Raw genomic sequence first — 18,518 nt, forward strand, 5'->3', positions numbered from 1 at the left:
CTTATTGCAAACAAAAAATCCCAATCATCTCTGATTGGGATTACCAAAAATTTCAATAAATATCTTTTTAACCTAAATAAGATTTTAAGATTTTGCTTCTAGAAGTGTGTCTCAAACGTTGAAGAGCTTTGTCTTTAATTTGACGCACGCGCTCACGTGTCAAATTGAATTTCTCACCGATTTCTTCGAGCGACAGTTGGTGGTTGGATCCTAATCCAAAGAAAAGAACAATAATTTCGCGTTCTCTTTCTGTTAACGTTGCCAATGATCGCTTGATTTCTTCTGACAGAGATTCATCAATTAGGGAACTATCGGTGTCTGGATCATGGTTTTCCAAAACGTCCAAGAGTGTGTTTTCTTCACCTTGAACAAAAGGTGCATCCATAGATACATGACGTCCAGAATTACTTAACGTATCCGAAACTTTGTCCACTGTAGTTTCAAGGATATCTGCCAATTCTTCTGGAGATGGTTCCCGCTCGTATTCTTGTTCTAGTTTTGAGAAAGCTTTACTGATTTTGCTTAAAGAACCTACTTGGTTCAATGGCAGACGCACGATACGTGATTGTTCAGCAATTGCTTGAAGAATAGATTGGCGAATCCACCAAACGGCATAAGAAATAAATTTAAAACCCTTTGTTTCGTCAAAACGTTTAGCCGCTTTAATTAAGCCCAGGTTGCCTTCATTGATTAAATCACCTAAGGTCAATCCTTGATTTTGATATTGTTTTGCTACTGATACTACGAAACGAAGGTTGGTCTTAGTCAATTTTTCCAAGGCAACTTGGTCGCCTTCGCGGATGCGCTGTGCTAATTCTACTTCTTCTTCTGCTGTAATTAAGTCTACTTTACCAATTTCGTGTAAGTATTTGTCCAAAGACTGGGACTCACGATTGGTGATAGATTGTGTAATTTTGAGCTGTCTCATTAATTTTTATTAATTCTCCTCTCTAAGAAATGTTTGCGAAAATACGAAAAATTTTTGAATTATTAATGGAAAATAGATTATCTAACCTCTCATCTATAATGAGTTATGATTTTGCAAACCTTCATTTTACACCATCAAAAACTATTCCATTTAAAATTGTTTTTCTTCCTCAATTGCGGCCGTAATATTCAACTGATTGATATTTAAAGCGCTAACAAATTTTATTTTTTTATATTCTCAAGTAATTTATCTAATGATATCAGATATGTTACGTAAAACGTATTCTTCGAATTTATTTTAAAATGATAATTTTATGATAAAACAAAAAGATATATGTTTTGTTTTACAAGAGACAGTAAATAAATTTAAAGGAATAAAAATTATAATATGCCAATCTTAATTCATTTGGATAAAATAATGAAAGAAAAAAAAATGTCGCTTAACCAATTGAGTGACAGCGTAGGGATCACCCTTTCTAATCTTTCAATCATAAAAAATCAAAAGGCTAAGGCATTGCGATTAGATACACTTGAAGCAATATGTAAAGCGCTAGACTGCCAGCCTGGTGACCTGTTGCAATATTACGATGGTGATGATGAGAAAAATTAGAATCTATAGCCTTTTAAAAAGTCTACTATATTCATCTTTTTCTTACCTTCCAATTGAAGTTCCGTTACACTGATATAGCCATCCTGTGTTGCAAACTTTAAATAGTTTTTTTGGTCTGTCTCTATTGTTCCCGGAGCAGCATCGGTAGCTCTTTGCTCTTTTTCTGTTTTGTATATTTTTAATACTTTATCATTTAATAGCGTGAACGCCGTTGGATAGGGGCTAAGTCCGCGTATAAAGTTATAAACAACGTTTGTGGGCTGGTCCCAATTGATTTTGCAATCTTCTTTAAAAATTTTCGGTGCATGTTTTAACGGTTCGTTTGCCACGATGTCGTCTTGACTTTTAGGTTGCAGATTTCCCGCTTTCAGCTCCTGTAGGGTGCGAAGTAATGTTTTAGCTCCGGCATGCATCAAATTGTCGTGAAGGTCTCCGGCTGTATCCGTATCACTGATAGCAACTTTTTCGGCGAGCAATATATTTCCCGTATCAATTTCATGCTGCAACAAAAAGGTAGTTACCCCAGATTCCTGTTCACCGTTCATAATGGCATGATTGATCGGAGCCGCCCCGCGGTATTGAGGGAGTAAGGAGGCATGGACATTGATAGTGCCGTATCTTGGCATGTTCCAGACAACTTCGGGTAGCATACGGAACGCTACTACGACCTGAAGATCCGCTTGATAACTTTTGAGCTCGGCGAGAAAGGCCTCGTCGCGGAGTTTGACCGGCTGAAGTACCGGGATATGATGTTGCCCTGCGTATATTTTAACGGCTGATTCATGTATTTTTTGCCCACGACCCGCTGGCTTATCGGGTACGGTGACTACAGCAACGACTTGTTCGCCAGATTGGATGAGCGCTTCAAGGGAAGCAACAGCAAAGTCAGGGGTGCCCATGAAAATAATACGCATAAGAGGTCTGTTTTTTGTAAATTCCTTAAAATCAAATAAATCATTGGGATGATAAAAATCATCTGCGAAAGCGCTAATAATTTGCTATTAAAGTTTTGTGAATAACAAATTTTTATAACTTTGCGAAGTTACATAAATATATTGAAAGCTTGAATTTTCCTTATTTTTTAGCAAATCGAATAGCATTTTCAGGTAAACGGACTTTCTCCAAGTTGATCGTCCGTGTTACAATAGGTGCAATTGCGTTAGCCATTGCTGCCATTATCATATCTATTGCGGTTTTGCGGGGATTTAAGGGAGAGATCATTAGCAAACAACGTGGCTTTTTTGCCGATGTATTGGTTCTGCGTTATGATCTCAATAAGTCATATGAGAATTCCCCAATTGCCCTGACACCCCAGCTCCATAAAGCTATATTGGCAGACCCGGAAGTGTATTCCATTAATCCATTTGCAACAAAAGCAGGGATTATCAATGTGAATGACGAAGTGGAAGGTGTCGTTTTAAAGGGAATTGATTCGCTGTACGATCAGCAGCCTATAAAAAATATGCTGCTTGAAGGCAATACCATAGACTTTAAATCTGAAAATAAAGATAATCAGATTCTAATTTCAAAATATCTGGCAGATCGCCTATTATTGAAAGTGGGTGACGACTTTATCATGTATTTCGTGCAGGAGCCTATCCGTAAGCGCAAGTTTGTCATTAAGGGGATTTTTAATACAGGCTCCGAGGAACTTGATAAGGTATATGTCATCGGATCTTTGAATGTCATTCGGAAATTAAGCAATCTGGATGATAATGAGGTTGGTGGCTATGAGATTCGGATCAAGGATTTCAGCCAGCTGCAGCAGACAACCCGTAAAATTGAAGACATGTTGCCCATTGATATGCAGGCAATCAATATCAAAGATCAGGTGCCTGACATTTTCCAGTGGTTGGACCTGTTGGATATGAATACCAAAATTATTTTTATATTGATGACTGTGGTGGCCATTATCAATATGATTTCGGCTTTGCTGATTACCATCCTTGAAAGGACATCCATGATTGGTATTTTGAAAGCCTTAGGTTACCATAATGCAGGTATACGACGGGTATTTATGTATAGCGCACTGTACCTGATCGGCCTTGGTCTGCTGATTGGAAACCTGATCGGCCTGAGCTTTTATTTTCTACAGGATTATACCCATTTTTTCAAACTGGATGAGCAGACCTACTATATCTCCTATGTTGCTGTTAAACTCTATTGGTCTGACGTTATTTTAGTGAATCTCGCTGTGGTATTTATAGGGATGGTTTCCTTGTTTATTCCTTCGATGTTGATCACTAAGATTAGTCCGATAAAAGCAATTTCTTTTAAGTAGGCCCTTTTTTAAGCCGCGTTTTACTGGAAAAATCGTATTTTTAGAGCTGTTAGCTGTTTTTCGCTGAGTGACGAAAAATAAGCGGACATATTTTACCGATAGCATACGAGCACATATGAATAAAACTTTTGAGCATATTTCCCACGCTTTCGAAGCGCCTTTACAGAATCCCGTACTTATTTTTTCACTGGTACTCTTTATTATCCTACTTTCCCCTATTGTCCTCCGGCCGATTAAGGTGCCAGGCATTATCGGTTTGATTATATCTGGTGTTATTATTGGGCCACATGGATTAAATTGGTTGGAGAAAAACTCTGCAATTAATCTGTTTTCTACCATCGGACTTTTGTATATCATGTTTATTGCTGGTCTGGAATTGGATATGAATGAATTTAAAAAGACCAAGAACAAAAGTTTGCTGTTTGGTTTTTTTACTTTTATTGTACCCATAAGTATAGGTTATCCCGTTTGTCATTTCTTGTTGGGTTATGATGTCCTGGCGAGTCTTTTGATATCGAGTATGTTTGCTACGCATACGTTGGTGTCTTATCCCATTGTGAACAGTTATGGTATTTCCAAGATGGAGGCTGTGGCAATTACGATCGGGGGGACGATCCTGACCGATACGGCGGTGCTGATTATATTGGCTGTTATTACAGGAGTTTCACAAGGTAATATCGGAAATGAATTTTGGGTCACCTTAGGGATTTCCTTTGCCATATTCCTCTTCATTATGTTCGGTATTATTCCGCGGATAGCAAAGTGGTTTTTTGAGCGGCTCGGAAGCGAAAAGACATCGAATTATATTTTTGTACTTTCCGTGGTATTTTTCGCAGCCTTTCTTGCGGAAATTGCGGGATTGGAACCTATTATCGGAGCCTTTGTGGCTGGTCTGGCACTAAATAAATTGATTCCACATTCATCTGCATTGATGAATCGTATCGAGTTTATCGGGAATGCTATTTTTATTCCATTTTTCCTTATCTCAGTAGGTATGATTGTGGATGTAAGCGTTATTTTAAAAGGACCTCAGGCATTAATTATTGCAGGTACCTTGACCATCGTCGCAATAGTAGGAAAATATGTGGCAGCCTGGTTAACACAGAAAATATTTAAGTACAGCCGCGGGCAACGTAACCTGATTTTTGGTTTGAGCAGCGCCCATGCTGCCGCGACCCTGGCTGTGATTATGGTCGGGTATAAAAATGGAATCATTGACGAAAATGTCCTGAACGGTACGATTTTATTGATCCTGGTAACCTGCATTGTCGCAACCATTGTGACGGGGAATGCTTCCAGAAAAGTGGTTATGGATGGGGAACAGGATGAAGAACATATTGATGTGGTCAAGGAGAAAGATGAAAATATATTGATTTCTATTGCGAATATGGACAATATGGAACCTATTCTTGACTTCTCTACCTATATCAAGAGTAAAAAGTGTACCTATCCTGTGAATATCGTTTCCGTGGTAAAAGATAATGAGCAGGCACAGCTGAATATGAGCAAAGCACGCAAAAATCTGGATAGTATGGTACGGTATGCTTCTGGATCAGAGACCAATGTGAATATCAGTGCAACCATCGATTTAAACATTGCCAGTGGCGTGGCCCGATCAGCAAAGGAGGTTTCTGCAAATTGTATCGTGCTTGGTTGGCCAAGTGCGGCGAACTTTATGGATAAATTTGTCGGCGAAAAAACGGAAAGTATACTCAATAGAACCTCCGCCAATGTGATGCTCTGCCACTTTAAAAAGCCTTTTATTTCCAATAAGTCCATTGTGGTATTTGCACCACCGATGTGTGAAGCGGAGTTTGGTTTTGAGTACTGGCTGGAGAAGGTGATTAAACTGGCGCAGGAATTGTCCGTTCCGATCTCTTTTGTGGTAGATACGCGTTCTGCAGCTGCTATTGAAGCGCATCTTATTGAAATTAAAAACTCTGTGCCAGTTGCTTTTAAACATTATGACGACTGGGATAATCTACAGGGGCTAAAAGCGTTTAAAGAAGAGGATTCCATGTTCATTTTTGTATCTGCACGAAATGGCGAAGTTTCGTACCGTGATTCACTGGACGGTGTGGCGAAAAAATTAGAGGGGATCTATGCAAACGAAAACCTTGTTTTGGTGTTTCCTAGTAGGATAGAGAATGCCCACATCGACGAATATGAAGATGTTGAAGCAGCTCCGATATTCCGCAAGATTAGCAAAGAGATTGGAAATATGTTTAATAAAGGATAGTTGCTATCCGCACAAAACACAGATTTATGTCAAATAAGATTACAATGTCCAACAATGGAACCTTACAGGTTCCGGATTCCCCAACAATTCCTTTTATCATAGGTGATGGTATAGGTCCCGATCTATGGCATGCAGCCGTGCGTGTTTTTGATAAAGCTGTGGAAAAGACTTATCATGGGCAGCGAAAAATTAACTGGAAGGAAGTTTTGGCGGGGGAGAAAGCATTTAATGAAACCGGTGAGTGGTTGCCCCGAGCTACACTGGATATATTGCGCGAATATTTGGTTGGAATAAAAGGCCCTTTGACCACACCTGTTGGGGGCGGCATACGCTCATTGAATGTGGCCTTACGCAAGGATCTGGATCTGTATGTCTGCCAGCGGCCGACAAGATGGTTCGAGGGGGTACCCTCTCCGGTCAAACATCCTGAATATGTGGATATGGTTATCTTTCGCGAAAATACCGAAGATATCTATGCCGGTATCGAGTTTCAGGCGGGAAGTGCCGAATCCAATAAACTACAGGATTTTCTGCACGATGAGCTTGATATAGACTACAATTTTTCGAGTACTACGGGCGTGGGGGTCAAGCTGGTTTCTGAAGAAGGGTCCAAACGCTTGGTTCGTGCGGCTATAGAACATGCTATCCATTATGCACTACCCTCGGTCACGATTGTGCATAAGGGGAATATTATGAAATACACGGAAGGGGCCTTCAAAATCTGGGGCTTCGAGGTTGCCGAAACGGAGTTTGCGGACAAAACCTATACTTGGGGGCAATGGGAGCGAACCAAAGCCGAGAAAGGTGAAGCTGTTGCCAATCAGGAACAAAAAGATGCGCTCGCTGCTGGTAAAATTTTGATTAAGGATATTATTGCAGATAATTTCCTGCAACAGATCCTCCTTAACCCGCGTGACTTTTCGGTGGTGGCAACCTTAAATCTAAATGGAGATTATATCTCTGATGCACTGGCAGCTATGGTCGGTGGGATAGGTATTGCTCCAGGAGCCAATATCAATTTTAAAACCGGACATGCCGTTTTTGAAGCAACCCATGGTACGGCACCCCGATTTGCGAATACAGATACCATGAATCCTTCATCCGTTATCCTGAGTGGTGTCATGATGTTTGAATACTTGGGCTGGACAGAAGCCGCAGCGGCAATTGTGCGGGCGCTTGGAGACACCATCATCGCAAAAACGGTCACTGTCGACTTTTATAACCTGATGGACGATGCTATCTTGGTGAAAACCAGCGAATTTGCTGATCGGATCATCGAAAAATTATAAGAATTTTCTTTTTTAAGATATTAAGCAGAAATTTGACTAAAATTTCTGCTTTTTTTATGGACTACGATCAACTTCCGCCTTTTGTAAAAGAATCCACCGTCTTGAGTACAGACGATAAAATTAAACTGGCTCTGATAGACCGATTACCAACAGCAATGGAGGTGGACGAGATTACAACGATGCCGGAAATTTACGAATTGTTAAACGCCTTTATCGGGGACCATTCTTCCCGTAATGTCCACCTACAGTTAAAGGCAAAGCAGTATTTGCAAGATAATCAATTAGATATGGCCTGGAAAGTGCTTCTTCTTTGATTATTTTAATAACCAATGGGGATTGATTTGTGTAATATTTTTATTGAAATGATTCAGAATTTTGTAAATTTTCAATAAAAAAACAGAATAGTTGAAAAATATATAATTTTATTTTACCTTTGGTTTTTAAAACAACAGATTGCTCCACTAGGGTTCAGAACGAGCAATCCAACAAACTATAACATCAATGAAACATAATTTTGGAGCAGGTCCATGTATTCTGCCAAAGGAAGTATTTCAACAAGCCTCAGAAGCTGTAATTGATTTTAACAACACAGGTTTATCAATTTTAGAGATCTCTCACCGTTCCAAAGAGTTTGAAGCAGTGATCGATGAGGCGACTCAGTTAGTACGAGAATTATTAGCCGTACCACAAGGATATTCGATTCTTTTCTTGCAAGGCGGGGCAAGTCTGCAATTTGCAATGGCTCCACTCAACCTTTTACCTGAAGGCGGTAAAGCTGCGTATTTGGATACAGGTGTTTGGGCAACAAAGGCGTTAAAAGAAGCAAAGAAATTCGGTTCAGTAGATGTTGTAGCTTCGTCGATAGACAAAAACTATTCTTATATACCAAAAGGATATTCAATCCCTTCCGATGCTGCTTATTTTCACTATACGTCGAATAATACGATTTATGGTACTGAAGTTTTTGAAAAGCCAGCTACAGATTTACCAGTGGTCGTGGATATGTCTTCCGATATTTTTTCCCGTGAGATCAATGTCGCAGATTATGATTTGATTTATGCCGGAGCGCAAAAAAATATGGGTCCTGCTGGTGTGACACTGGCTATTGTAAAGGATGATATCTTGGGTAAATCAGGTCGTGTACTGCCGTCGATGTTGGATTATCAGTTGCACATCAATGGTGGATCCATGTACAATACGCCACCGGTATACTCCATCTTTGTTTCGATGTTAAACCTACGTTGGTTAAAAGCAAAAGGTGGTGTCGCTGTTTTGGAACAGGAAAATATTATTAAAGCACGTGCACTATACGATGAGATTGATCGTAATCCTTTATTTAAAGGTACTGCCGCTGTGGAGGACCGCTCGCGTATGAATGTGACTTTTGTGATGGATACACCTGAACTGGAAGCGGAGTTCCTGGCTTTAGCGAAAGAACGTAATCTGATTGGTATTAAAGGACACCGTTCGGTAGGTGGTTTTAGAGCGTCGATTTACAATGCTTTGCCATTGAGCAGCGTCAATGCTTTGATTGACGCCATGAAGGAATTTGAAGATACACACAAATAGTCTAATCGATTAAATATGCTGATGAAATAGACCGGTTTCGTGGAGATCCAATCGTTGATCTGTAACAAAGGTCGTTTTATCACTTAACATTTAAACCGGCTGTCAGGAATGCATTATACAGTGAGCAACCTGTAGCCATAAATAATTACAAAGGATGAAAATATTAGCAAATGACGGTATTGATCCACTAGGAAAGAAAATGTTGGAAGATGCCGGTCATACTGTAGATACAAACCATATCCCTCAGGATGAGTTGGCTGAAAAGCTGCCAGCCTATGACGCGATTACTGTACGTAGTGCAACTAAAGTTCGTCAGGCATTGATCGATGGCTGTCCGAATTTAAAAGTAATCGGTCGTGGTGGTGTAGGAATGGATAATATTGACGTGGAATACGCGCGTTCAAAAGGTATTGCCGTTGTGAATACACCAGCTGCATCTTCTTTATCGGTAGCTGAATTGGTTTTTGCTCACCTTTTGAATGGTGTACGCTTTTTATATGATGCTAATCGGAAGATGCCTGTTGAAGGAAATACGAAGTTCGGCGCGTTGAAAAAAGCTTATGGTGCTGGAACTGAGCTTCGCGGTAAAACAATCGGTATTGTAGGTTTTGGCCGTATCGGCCGTGAAGTTGCCAAAATCGCCATCGGCCTGGGAATGGATGTCATTTATACGGATCTATTTGAAGGCCCGAAAGGTTTAACGATTGATCTTTCCGGAGGTATCCAGGTAGAGGTTCCGATCAAACAGGTAGAAATGAATGACTTGTTGAAAGTTTCAGATTTTATCTCATTACATGTGCCATTCTTGGATAAACCGGCAATCGGTGCTGCGGAATTCCCACTACTGAAAGATGGTGTTGGCTTGGTGAATGCTTCCAGAGGTGGTGTTATCGATGAATTGGAGTTGGTGAAGGCATTGGATGCCGGTAAAGTTGCATTTGCTGGTTTAGATGTTTTCGACAACGAACCGACTCCGCGTGAGGAAATTTTAAAACATCCAAAGATTTCGTTGACACCACATATCGGTGCGGCGACAAATGAAGCACAGGAAAGAATCGGCGAAGAATTGGCCGGTTTACTGATCGAAAACTTGAAGAAGTAGTTCTTCCGCATAGAATAAATATATGCGGCACAAAACTTTCATGATTTTGTGCCGCATTTTTTTTAATATACATTCATGAATTGCCTATATTGGCACACAGAAATTTAATAATTGTAACTTTAGTATGAAAGTTTTAAAATTTGGTGGTACTTCAGTAGGAAGTGCAGTACGTATCAAAGGGTTGTTGGATATTGTAAACCCTTCGGAACGTCAGATCGTTGTGTTGTCCGCGGTAGCTGGAACGACAAATGCTTTAGTGGAAATTGGTCAGGCTTACGCAGCAGGTAAGAAGGACGAGGCTAAGGATTTGATCAAGAAGCACAAGGACAAGTACGAAGACCTTATTAAGGAACTTTTTAATACTGAAGCCGGTTATAAAAACGGGAAGGAATTGATCGACTATCATTTTAACCTGATTTCGAGTCTAGCGAACGAACTGTTTACGCCGATTGAAGAAAAAATTATTTTGGCGCAAGGTGAATTGATGTCTACTGCATTATGGCATTTTTACCTTAATGAAATTGGGGTAAAATCTGTCTTATTGCCAGCATTGGATTTTATGAAAATCGATGAGGACAATGAGCCAATGGTCGAATATATTGGGGAAAAATTGAGTTCCATTTTGACCCAGTATCCGGAGAATACACTGTTTATTACACAAGGATTTATCTGTAGAAATTCATTTGGTGAAATTGATAACCTGCGCCGTGGCGGATCGGACTACACCGCCTCATTGATAGGTGCAGCGATCCGTGCCGATGAAGTGCAGATCTGGACAGACATTGACGGAATGCATAACAATGATCCACGTGTTGTCAAAGGGACAACACCGATCGCGCATCTTAGCTTTGATGAGGCAGCTGAGTTAGCTTATTTTGGCGCGAAGATATTACACCCGCAATCGGTATTTCCTGCACAGAAATATAATGTGCCCGTACGTCTGTTGAACACGATGGAACCAAATGCTAAAGGAACATTAATTAGCAAAGATGGTGCGCAAAAAGGCTGTATTCGGGCAATCGCTGCAAAAGATGGTATCACCGCCATTCATATTCATTCATCACGGATGTTACTTGCCTACGGTTTCCTCCGTCGTGTTTTTGAGATTTTTGAACGTTATAAAACACCGATTGATATGATTACGACTTCGGAAGTCGCCGTTTCATTAACGATCGATGATACAACAAACTTAGCCGATATCATTAAGGAAGTAGAAGACTTTGGATCTGTTACCGTAGACGGCGATCAGACAATTGTCTGTGTGGTGGGTGACTTTGGTTTGAACAGCCATGGTTATGCTGCTCGTGTACTTGATGCTGTGAAACATTTGCCGGTTCGCATGATTTCTTACGGTGGTTCAGATTTTAATGTATCTATTCTTTTGAATTCGGATCATAAAACAGAGGCTTTACGTTCATTGCATAATCGTTTATTTTAAGAAAGAAGGTTTTATATGATAAATACAGCTATAGCGGCAAAATTTGCAGAAAAAGAAACGCCGTTTTATTACTACGACCTGGCCGTGTTAAACAAAACCTTGGAAGCAGCTTATGCGGCTTCTCATAAAAGAGGATTCCATGTTCATTATGCATTGAAAGCCAATTTTAACGATGTGTTGTTAAAAGCGATCCGCCAGATCGGTTTTGGCGCGGACTGTGTGAGTGGAAATGAAGTGAAAAAGGCGATTGAATGTGGTTTTGAACCACAGCATATCACCTTCGCTGGTGTTGGAAAATCGGATAAGGAGATCAACTACGCACTGGCGCAAAATATTTTTGCTTTCAACGTAGAATCTATTCAGGAACTTGAAGTCATTAACGAATTGGCGTCAAAGCAGGGGGTGAAGGCCAATGTGGCATTACGTATTAACCCCAATGTGGATGCACATACCCACCATTATATTACAACAGGACTCGACGAGAACAAATTTGGTATTCCAAATGCAGATCTGGAGAAATGTGCGGCTGTGCTTAAGAAATGTGACTTTATAGCATTGGTAGGTTTACATTTCCACGTAGGATCCCAGATTACAGACATGACGGTATTCAAAAGCCTGTGTGTAAAAGTTAATGAGTGGAAAAACTGGTTTGAGGAACGCGGTACACAGATTCGTGTGTTGAACGTTGGTGGTGGACTTGGGATAGATTATAAAAATCCAGATGGCAATCCGATTCCGGATTTTGAGGCCTATTTTGATATTTTTGACCGTTTCCTTGAACGTAAGCCACATCAGGAAGTCCATTTTGAATTGGGGCGGGCCTTAGTTGCTCAATGCGGAAGCTTGGTGAGCCGTGTATTATATGTTAAGAATGGCGTAAAGAAAAACTTTTTGGTCCTGGATGCGGGTATGACTGAATTGATGCGCCCGGCCTTGTATCAGGCTTACCATAAAATGGAGAATATCAGTGAAGGTACAGCGACAGAAGCCTTAAACTATGATGTAGTAGGGCCAATCTGTGAATCTTCGGATTGTTTTGGAAAGGAAGTGCCTTTGCCTGTTTCAAAACGTGGTGATTTGATTGCTATCCGTTCCGCAGGCGCCTACGGCGAGGTAATGGCCTCCCGTTATAATTTGAGGGAAGAAATCAGATTTGTTTACAGCGACCAATTATAGGCTGCTGTACAAAATGTGGATATAAAGCCGGTTCAATTGAACCGGCTTTTGTTTTTTCGGCTATAGATATCTGAATTGTCTTTTGTATACTTGCTTATGCTAATTGCAATCGAATTTCCGGTCACTATTGATTTGTTTGGTAAGACGTTTCTCCTGCATCCCTTTATGGAAGGTTTGGGGATGTTTATGGGCATGCGCTATTATCAGTTGCTAAAATGGAAAGATCAGGAGAGCTTAGGGCATACAAATTCACTTTTAATCGTCATTGCTGCAGCTATAGGTGCACTAATCGGATCCCATTTCATCGGATCACTTGAGCGTCCGGAGGAACTGATGCATGCTGTCAGTAAATGGCGTTATATCTGGCTGAACAATACGATTGTAGGCGGCTTGGCTGGCGGGTTGATTGGAGTAGAACTGATGAAAAAAATGATGGGCAAGAAAGAGAGCACCGGCGATCGTATGGTCTTTCCGTTAATTTTAGCCATTATGATCGGGCGGATCGGATGTTTTTATACCGGGGTATTTGAGCAGACCTACGGCTTACCCACAGATTGCCCCTTGGGGATGTACCTCGGTGATGCCTATCGCAGGCATCCGGTTGCTTTGTACGAAATTGCATTTTTGGCATTATTGTTTATTTCCCTGCAGTGGTTTAAACGAAAATTTATATTTCAAAATGGCTTACTGTTTCAATTTTTCATGTTCAGCTATTTCAGTTTCCGCTTTTTATTGGATTTTATCAAGCCAAGAGCAATAATCCTTTTGGGGCTGAGTACCATACAAATTACCTGTCTTGTCGTGATAATTTATTATATTTATTTATTGAACAATACGCATATAGAAAGGAAGGTCTAAATTATGTATTTACTCGAAGGGTCATTTGGTTCGGAAAACACGGCTTTTTTGGGCTTGTTTTTACTGTTTGGAGGAGCTGTAGTCATCGGAATAGCACTTCTGGTCATTATCATTGGTTCGATTATGAAATCCAATAATAAAGCCTCTACATTCAATGTTAATCCTTGGCTTAAAGTGCTATTGGGCGGAATTGGAGCAATGATAGCGGGTGGGATCGCCTGCGGAATAGCATTAAGTTAACAAGGATAGAATATATGCCAGTCAGAAATTATACCTATTACGATTATACCATTAGTCTGTGCCCGACCTGTCTTTCCCGTGTTGGGGCGAAAATTATCATCGAAGATGAGCAGGTTTTTATGACCAAGAATTGCCCTGATCATGGTTTTTTCAAGACGCTGATCGCGACGGATGTTGAATATTATAAAAATATCCGGAATTACAACAAAGCTTCTGAGACGCCCTTGAAATTTGATAAGGAAGTTCATTTTGGCTGTCCCTATGACTGTGGCTTATGTGTTGATCACGAACAGCATAGCTGTCTTTCTATTGTGGAAGTGACTGACCGCTGTAATCTGACCTGCCCCACCTGCTACGCGATGTCTTCACCGCATTATGGAAGGCATCGTTCACTGGAAGAGATCGAACGTATGTTTGATAAGATTGTCGAAAGCGAGGGAGAGCCCGATGTGGTTCAGATCAGCGGGGGAGAACCGACCATTCACCCTGAGTTTTTTAAGATCCTGGATATTGCCAAAACAAAGCCGATTAAGCATCTCATGCTGAATACCAATGGTATCCGCATTGCGAATGACCCCGGATTTGCTGAAGAGCTGGCCACCTATGCGCCGGAATTTGAAATTTATCTCCAATTTGATTCTTTCCGGCCGTCCGTGCTGGAGAAATTTAGGGGGAAGGATCTAGCGGATGTACGAAAAAAAGCGATTGAAAAACTCAATGCGCTAAACCTAAGTACTACGCTGGTGGTGGTGCTGGAAAAAGGAACCAACGATGACGAGATCGGAGCAATACTGGACTTTGCTTTAAGCCAGCGCTGCGTACGTGGGGTGACGTTCCAGCCCGTGGAAATTGCGGGTAGAAATGCGGCGGATGCCCAGCAGCACAAAATGACACTGACCGAAGTCAGACAGGAAATCCTGGACCAATACCCATTGTTGAATCCACATGATATCATTCCGGTTCCCTGTAATCCAGATGCGCTGGCCATGGGCTATGTACTTAAGATCGGTGATGAAAGGATTCCGCTAACAAGGCATATTGATCCAGCGATACTCTTGAACAATCAGTCGCGCAACACCATTGTTTATGAGCAGGATACAGGGGTCCAGATGCAGCTGCTCGATATTTTCAGTACCGGTATTTCGGTGGATAAAGTAAAACCAAAAGTCAATCAATTGCTTTGCTGCCTACCTGATGTATGTGCTCCCGAATTAGATTATGATAATCTTTTCCGCATCATAATTATGAATTTTATGGATGCCTATGATTTCGATGTGCGTTCGGTCAAAAAATCCTGCGTACATATTGTCAACAAAGATTTAAAGTTGATCCCCTTTGAGACCATGAATCTGTTTTACCGTGATGATAAAGTCAAGCGTCTGGAGGAACTTAAATTATCGGATGCTATACGATTTTAGGCTGAGATAAGTTATTTTTGTCGGAATAATAATTCGCTCAGTTCCCCGGCACCACATTTTGCAGTGCTAAAGCAGTGAACGTAGCTTATTATTGAAAGAGATTAACACATTGGGGTATGAAATTAAGCAGCATGAAGTATTTCATTGTTTTTGTAATGGGCCTATTGACATTGCAGTTGTATGCTATTGGGCAAGACTCGGTTCAGATAAGAAGAGGGGCAAATACCGACAGGTCAATGTCGCATACTGGTTTAAATAGAAGAGCTGGTATAGACTCGACCAGAGCCGGGAACGATTCGTTGCGTAACGACATACGGAAGGTGAATTTGACATTTTTGTCCAATATCCGTACCGCCTCTATGGCGGAGTTTGTCGCGCAGTTAAATGAAAAATCCAACTCTTATGCTGCGACCAGCGCCAGTTCGGCAAAAGATTCTGTTGCGCTGCTAAAAAATGCGATTTCTGAAGAGATTAGGCAGCTTAAGTCCATTAAAGGCAGTATTGCAAATTATTCCAACAGTTTAAGCAGTACGCAAGATCAGATCCGTAATATTGTCAATCGTTATGATATCAGTGCCAGTAATCACGCAAGGGCATATCAATACCTGAGCAGTGCCGGGCTAAAGTTGTCCTCCAAAATGGATTCGCTGGAAATGATCAATCGCACCATCGATGAACTGATCGTGAAGAATCAGCGTCATCTCAATCGATTGGATCTCGTTACTGAGACAAAAGCTGCGTCTAAGAAGCCTGAGGCTGCTGCAAGCAAAAGTTCGATTTGGAAGGCAAATACAACAAGTATTTCCAAAGATGTTATATTAGATAATATACGCAGTAACTATAGCAATAATAAATCCATCGACAAATATGTCAATCGCACGGATTGGGCGAGCCGGATTTTGTTGATTGTGCTGGGACTGGCTTATTCGTATTGGATTGTACGGGTAGCCTATGTACTGAAGCAAAATGATCCGTCCAATAAGCTCGCCATTGATGTCATTGTTGGGAAAACTGTTATTTTCTTATTCACCCTACTGCCTTTTGTTAATTTCTTTACACCGACTTTCATCTTACAGGCCTCCCAGCTGCTGATCATGTTGATCTTTATGTATTTGCTAAGACATAAAATGACTGGACAGCAACGTAAGATCGCGCTTATTCTGATCATCTTTTATTTATTGGATGTCTTTGTCAATATGATTGTGAGTGATGACCTGTTTTTGCGTGTTATCTGTATTGGCTTTAATCTAATCGCATTGGGGTTGGTCAGTTATACCAAGCGGCGGATTAATAACCCAGAAAGTCCGGGATATATCAGCAATTTTATCTATGTGGTATTTGCCATTTTAAATATTACTGCCATTACCTTGAACGTTATTGGACATGTGGAACACTCGCGGAGTTTTAGCATAGCCTGTGCTGTAGGTTTGGTGCAGTCGTTTACATTGCAATATTTTGCCGACATGATCAAATTAGACGTCCGCAACCAGTTCAAAAAAGATCGCTTGGTTGCTGGGTTTTGGATGCGTTTCAATGAACAACGAACTCTGGCAATCATCACCCAGGTCCTTCGGATTGTATGTATCCTGTTGGCTGTTATTGTGCTGGCAAATAACCTACAGTTTATTGAGACTTTACTGAGACTGAGCGAGACATTTTTTGGAAAGGTACGTAGCATCGGTAGTATCTCCTTTACTTTAGGTAATCTCGTTGTTGCGGTACTGCTATTGCTTGTTGCGAATTGGTTTCAAAAAAATATCAGTCTCATTGTACTGGGGGGCGAAGATGGTCAAATAAGCCAGGCTTATAATCAAAAGATGACGCTGTTTCCGTTGTTCCGTCTGGCAATTATCCTGATCGGCTTTTTTATGGCTATCTCAGCCTTAGGGATGAGCCTGGATAAACTTACCGTAGTCATTGGGGCATTGAGTGTGGGAATAGGTTTGGGTATGCAAAATATCATCAATAACTTCGTGTCCGGAATTATCTTGGTTTTTGATAAACCTTTTCGTGTAGGAGACCAGATTGAACTGGCTGATAAAAAAGGGCGGGTGAAAGAGATCGGCATCCGTGCGAGCGTACTGAAGACCGCCGACGGAGCGGATGTGATTATTCCTAACGGGGACCTATTGTCGGGTAGGGTCGTCAACTGGACATTATCGCAGGAGTATAGTAAGACAAGTTTTGTCCTGCATATTGACCGGAAAGCAAACCTCGATCAGGCGAAACAGTGGATCAAAGATGCAATGGCGGCGAGTCCACATTTCGTTAAGGAAAGAGATAGCGGTATCAGTGTACAGGACATCAGTGAAGAAATGATTTATTTAAGTGTTTCCTGTTGGGTGAATTTCGCGGCTAATGCCTCTTCTTTTAAAAATGATGTATTAGTTATTCTCTATAAACAGTTTGAAGAAAGGGGACTGAAGTTCTATAGTGTGTTACCTCCTAAAAATTGATCATGTTGCATAATAGCGACTGTCTTTTGTTTGTTGTATGACTGCCAGCGGTAGCAAGCTGTCATTTTGCCTGTCGCTGTCGATAGGCCTTGGGACTGTAACCTTTGGTACGCTTGTAAAAATGCGATAAGTGGCTCTCATCAACAAAGCCCAGCTCTTCGGCAACCTGCTTAAGTGTATATGCCGTGGACTTAAGCCGATGTTCAATTAATTCGATGCGGTACATATTGATATAGTCCCTTAGGCTACTGCCAAAGTTTTTCTTGAAATAAATGCCAAAATAAGTTGGGGATATATTAAATTTTTGGGCAATCGTTTTTATCTGAAGATACTCCGGTGTAAAGATATGCTGGTGGATATAAGTGGTGATAGCGCTGTCTATGTGGAATGTATGTGACTCTGGCATACGCTGTGTTTCTGATATTTCTTTATAACGGCCGAAGATCGCAACCAGTTGATCGAAAAGCCAAGGCGAGGTTTGGTTGGCTGCGGTAATGCAGTATAACCGTACAGCTTCCAATAAATGAGAATAAATCAAACGATCGTGATCAGTCATGTGCAATTTACTTTCTCTTAATCCTCTGTCATTCATTAAATCCATAATCCAGGTATAGTTTTTTTGCTGCCGTCGATGTTGTGAAAAATAGCTGTCAGTAAAAAGAATAAATAGAAAGTGCGTTTTTTCGTGAATATTGAAATAATGTTTGTCTGCTGGGCTAACTAGGAAAATATCACCGCGTTCATAATGCAATTCAAATTTATTGATGACATGTTTTCCCTGTCCGCTGCGTATATAAACAAGTTCATAATAATTTTGCTCGTGCATGGGTAGGTGAAATGTGTCTTCCACAAATTCGCTGATCAATAATGGCTCGAATTGTCTCTTTCGCATGATCTTTAATTGTATAGTATTAA

16 protein-coding genes are annotated in these 18,518 nt (G+C 40.8%); 13 read left to right on the plus strand and 3 right to left on the minus strand.

Translation table 11 applies throughout. The annotated features are described in order from the left end of the window. Window positions 1-67 precede the first annotated feature (67 nt). A complete protein-coding gene (locus ABDW32_RS01330; RefSeq protein WP_028068906.1) occupies window positions 68-928 on the minus strand; it encodes an RNA polymerase sigma factor RpoD/SigA in 861 nt (286 codons plus the stop codon). A 387-nt stretch (window positions 929-1,315) separates the two neighbouring features. Between ABDW32_RS01330 and ABDW32_RS01335 the strand changes: the two genes are divergently transcribed. After that, window positions 1,316-1,537, plus strand: coding sequence for a helix-turn-helix transcriptional regulator (locus tag ABDW32_RS01335; protein ID WP_120260837.1), 222 nt, complete (start codon window positions 1,316-1,318; stop codon window positions 1,535-1,537). Here ABDW32_RS01335 and fmt read toward each other — a convergent pair. Continuing rightward, window positions 1,534-2,451, minus strand: a complete 918-nt coding sequence (gene fmt, locus ABDW32_RS01340) for a methionyl-tRNA formyltransferase (RefSeq protein WP_343558735.1) — start codon at window positions 2,449-2,451, stop codon at window positions 1,534-1,536. The two genes, ABDW32_RS01335 and fmt, sit on opposite strands and share 4 nt — an antisense overlap. A gap of 149 nt (window positions 2,452-2,600) precedes the next feature. On the opposite strand from fmt, the gene ABDW32_RS01345 reads away from it, so the two are divergent. From ABDW32_RS01345 to ABDW32_RS01400, 12 genes are all read left to right on the plus strand, one after another. Beyond that, window positions 2,601-3,818: an FtsX-like permease family protein gene (locus tag ABDW32_RS01345; protein ID WP_343558736.1), complete on the plus strand. Its 1,218-nt coding sequence runs from the start codon at window positions 2,601-2,603 to the stop codon at window positions 3,816-3,818. A gap of 115 nt (window positions 3,819-3,933) precedes the next feature. Next, the gene (locus ABDW32_RS01350; RefSeq protein WP_343558737.1) at window positions 3,934-6,057 is read left to right on the plus strand and encodes a cation:proton antiporter; all 2,124 of its coding nucleotides are present in this window, start codon (window positions 3,934-3,936) and stop codon (window positions 6,055-6,057) included. 26 nt (window positions 6,058-6,083) lie between these two features. Beyond that, window positions 6,084-7,346, plus strand: a complete 1,263-nt coding sequence (gene icd, locus ABDW32_RS01355) for an NADP-dependent isocitrate dehydrogenase (protein ID WP_343558738.1) — start codon at window positions 6,084-6,086, stop codon at window positions 7,344-7,346. A gap of 56 nt (window positions 7,347-7,402) precedes the next feature. Continuing rightward, entirely contained in the window at window positions 7,403-7,660 is a 258-nt protein-coding gene (locus ABDW32_RS01360; RefSeq protein WP_343558739.1) for a hypothetical protein, read from the plus strand. 187 nt (window positions 7,661-7,847) lie between these two features. Continuing rightward, entirely contained in the window at window positions 7,848-8,915 is a 1,068-nt protein-coding gene (gene serC, locus ABDW32_RS01365; protein WP_077432690.1) for a 3-phosphoserine/phosphohydroxythreonine transaminase, read from the plus strand. Between the two features lie 154 nt (window positions 8,916-9,069). Next, the gene (locus tag ABDW32_RS01370; RefSeq protein WP_343558740.1) at window positions 9,070-10,017 is read left to right on the plus strand and encodes a D-2-hydroxyacid dehydrogenase; all 948 of its coding nucleotides are present in this window, start codon (window positions 9,070-9,072) and stop codon (window positions 10,015-10,017) included. Window positions 10,018-10,141: 124 nt separating this feature from the next. Further along, on the plus strand, window positions 10,142-11,455 hold the full coding sequence (locus ABDW32_RS01375; RefSeq protein ID WP_343558741.1) for an aspartate kinase: 1,314 nt from the start codon (window positions 10,142-10,144) through the stop codon (window positions 11,453-11,455). Between the two features lie 15 nt (window positions 11,456-11,470). Beyond that, on the plus strand, window positions 11,471-12,631 hold the full coding sequence (lysA, locus tag ABDW32_RS01380; RefSeq protein WP_343558742.1) for a diaminopimelate decarboxylase: 1,161 nt from the start codon (window positions 11,471-11,473) through the stop codon (window positions 12,629-12,631). Between the two features lie 96 nt (window positions 12,632-12,727). Next, window positions 12,728-13,489, plus strand: coding sequence for a prolipoprotein diacylglyceryl transferase family protein (locus ABDW32_RS01385; RefSeq protein WP_343558743.1), 762 nt, complete (start codon window positions 12,728-12,730; stop codon window positions 13,487-13,489). A 3-nt stretch (window positions 13,490-13,492) separates the two neighbouring features. After that, window positions 13,493-13,729 carry a hypothetical protein gene (locus tag ABDW32_RS01390; protein WP_343558744.1) on the plus strand — a complete coding sequence of 79 codons (237 nt, stop codon included), beginning with the start codon at window positions 13,493-13,495 and terminating at the stop codon, window positions 13,727-13,729. Window positions 13,730-13,743: 14 nt separating this feature from the next. Further along, the gene (locus ABDW32_RS01395; protein ID WP_343558745.1) at window positions 13,744-15,147 is read left to right on the plus strand and encodes a radical SAM protein; all 1,404 of its coding nucleotides are present in this window, start codon (window positions 13,744-13,746) and stop codon (window positions 15,145-15,147) included. Window positions 15,148-15,278: 131 nt separating this feature from the next. After that, window positions 15,279-17,603 (plus strand): mechanosensitive ion channel domain-containing protein, encoded by a 2,325-nt coding sequence (locus tag ABDW32_RS01400; RefSeq protein ID WP_343558746.1) that lies wholly within the window; start codon window positions 15,279-15,281, stop codon window positions 17,601-17,603. Window positions 17,604-17,664: 61 nt separating this feature from the next. On the opposite strand, the gene ABDW32_RS01405 is transcribed toward ABDW32_RS01400, so the two are convergent. After that, complete coding sequence (locus tag ABDW32_RS01405) at window positions 17,665-18,495, minus strand: AraC family transcriptional regulator (RefSeq protein ID WP_343558747.1); 831 nt, start codon at window positions 18,493-18,495, stop codon at window positions 17,665-17,667. Between the last annotated feature and the right edge of the window lie 23 nt (window positions 18,496-18,518).

The sequence above is a fragment of the Sphingobacterium sp. genome, assembly GCF_039596235.1.
Classification (GTDB): domain Bacteria; phylum Bacteroidota; class Bacteroidia; order Sphingobacteriales; family Sphingobacteriaceae; genus Sphingobacterium.

Excerpts from the sequence above, each read along its gene's own strand:
- ABDW32_RS01330 (WP_028068906.1), bottom strand. The coding sequence starts at position 928 with ATGAGACAGCTCAAAATTACACAATCTATCACCAATCGTGAGTCCCAG.
- ABDW32_RS01335 (WP_120260837.1), top strand. The coding sequence starts at position 1,316 with ATGCCAATCTTAATTCATTTGGATAAAATAATGAAAGAAAAAAAAATG.
- fmt (WP_343558735.1), bottom strand. The coding sequence starts at position 2,451 with ATGCGTATTATTTTCATGGGCACCCCTGACTTTGCTGTTGCTTCCCTT.
- ABDW32_RS01350 (WP_343558737.1), top strand. The coding sequence starts at position 3,934 with ATGAATAAAACTTTTGAGCATATTTCCCACGCTTTCGAAGCGCCTTTA.
- icd (WP_343558738.1), top strand. The coding sequence starts at position 6,084 with ATGTCAAATAAGATTACAATGTCCAACAATGGAACCTTACAGGTTCCG.
- ABDW32_RS01360 (WP_343558739.1), top strand. The coding sequence starts at position 7,403 with ATGGACTACGATCAACTTCCGCCTTTTGTAAAAGAATCCACCGTCTTG.
- serC (WP_077432690.1), top strand. The coding sequence starts at position 7,848 with ATGAAACATAATTTTGGAGCAGGTCCATGTATTCTGCCAAAGGAAGTA.
- ABDW32_RS01370 (WP_343558740.1), top strand. The coding sequence starts at position 9,070 with ATGAAAATATTAGCAAATGACGGTATTGATCCACTAGGAAAGAAAATG.
- ABDW32_RS01375 (WP_343558741.1), top strand. The coding sequence starts at position 10,142 with ATGAAAGTTTTAAAATTTGGTGGTACTTCAGTAGGAAGTGCAGTACGT.
- lysA (WP_343558742.1), top strand. The coding sequence starts at position 11,471 with ATGATAAATACAGCTATAGCGGCAAAATTTGCAGAAAAAGAAACGCCG.
- ABDW32_RS01385 (WP_343558743.1), top strand. The coding sequence starts at position 12,728 with ATGCTAATTGCAATCGAATTTCCGGTCACTATTGATTTGTTTGGTAAG.
- ABDW32_RS01390 (WP_343558744.1), top strand. The coding sequence starts at position 13,493 with ATGTATTTACTCGAAGGGTCATTTGGTTCGGAAAACACGGCTTTTTTG.
- ABDW32_RS01395 (WP_343558745.1), top strand. The coding sequence starts at position 13,744 with ATGCCAGTCAGAAATTATACCTATTACGATTATACCATTAGTCTGTGC.
- ABDW32_RS01400 (WP_343558746.1), top strand. The coding sequence starts at position 15,279 with ATGAAGTATTTCATTGTTTTTGTAATGGGCCTATTGACATTGCAGTTG.
- ABDW32_RS01405 (WP_343558747.1), bottom strand. The coding sequence starts at position 18,495 with ATGCGAAAGAGACAATTCGAGCCATTATTGATCAGCGAATTTGTGGAA.